2 pseudogenes are annotated in these 526 nt (G+C 67.3%); one reads left to right on the forward strand and one right to left on the reverse strand.

The features are described from left to right. A pseudogene (locus tag A5697_RS00015) lies at positions 1 to 216 on the forward strand (hypothetical protein); the annotation flags it as partial. 4 nt (positions 217 to 220) lie between these two features. Here the strand turns inward: A5697_RS00015 and A5697_RS00020 are convergent. Then, positions 221 to 526, reverse strand: a pseudogene (locus tag A5697_RS00020) (hypothetical protein); the annotation flags it as partial.

A 526-nucleotide genomic window follows, 5' to 3' on the forward strand; every position in this document is an offset into this window, starting at 1 on the left:
GATCAGATGAAGATGATCGCCAAGCTGTCCGGCGGGCAGTCTTACACCGCCGGCAACGTCGCCGAGCTTTCCAAGAGCTACAACGCGATCGAGAAGGACATCGGCTACCGCACGGTGCCGGGGCCGGGCAGCGCCGGGTGGTTGCGCCTGGGCGTCATCACCGCCCTGATCGCGACGGCGCTGGCGCTGCTGATCAACCGGCGGCTCCCGGTCTGATCGCTCAGGAGGGCAGCCGGCGGTTGAGGAACAAGCCGGCCAGGATGGCGCCGGCCATCGCGACGGCCCCCAGCAGCATCCACGCCAGGCTGGCGTCGCCCTTGACGGTCTCGTAGCCGATCTGGCGCTGCAGGGTCGCATAGACGTTCTTCAGCGACTCGAGGCTGTCGGCGTGGAACGACTGGCCGTCGGTGATCTCGCAGATCTTCTGCAGCGTCTGATCGTCGACGGGAACGGGGACGGCGACCCGCTGCCCGTCCATCTCGATCTCGCCGGTCTTGGTGCCGAACGGGATCGTCGAGATGGGCAC

Origin of the sequence: Mycobacterium sp. E3251 (genome assembly GCF_001666835.1) — a bacterium.
GTDB lineage: Bacteria > Actinomycetota > Actinomycetes > Mycobacteriales > Mycobacteriaceae > Mycobacterium.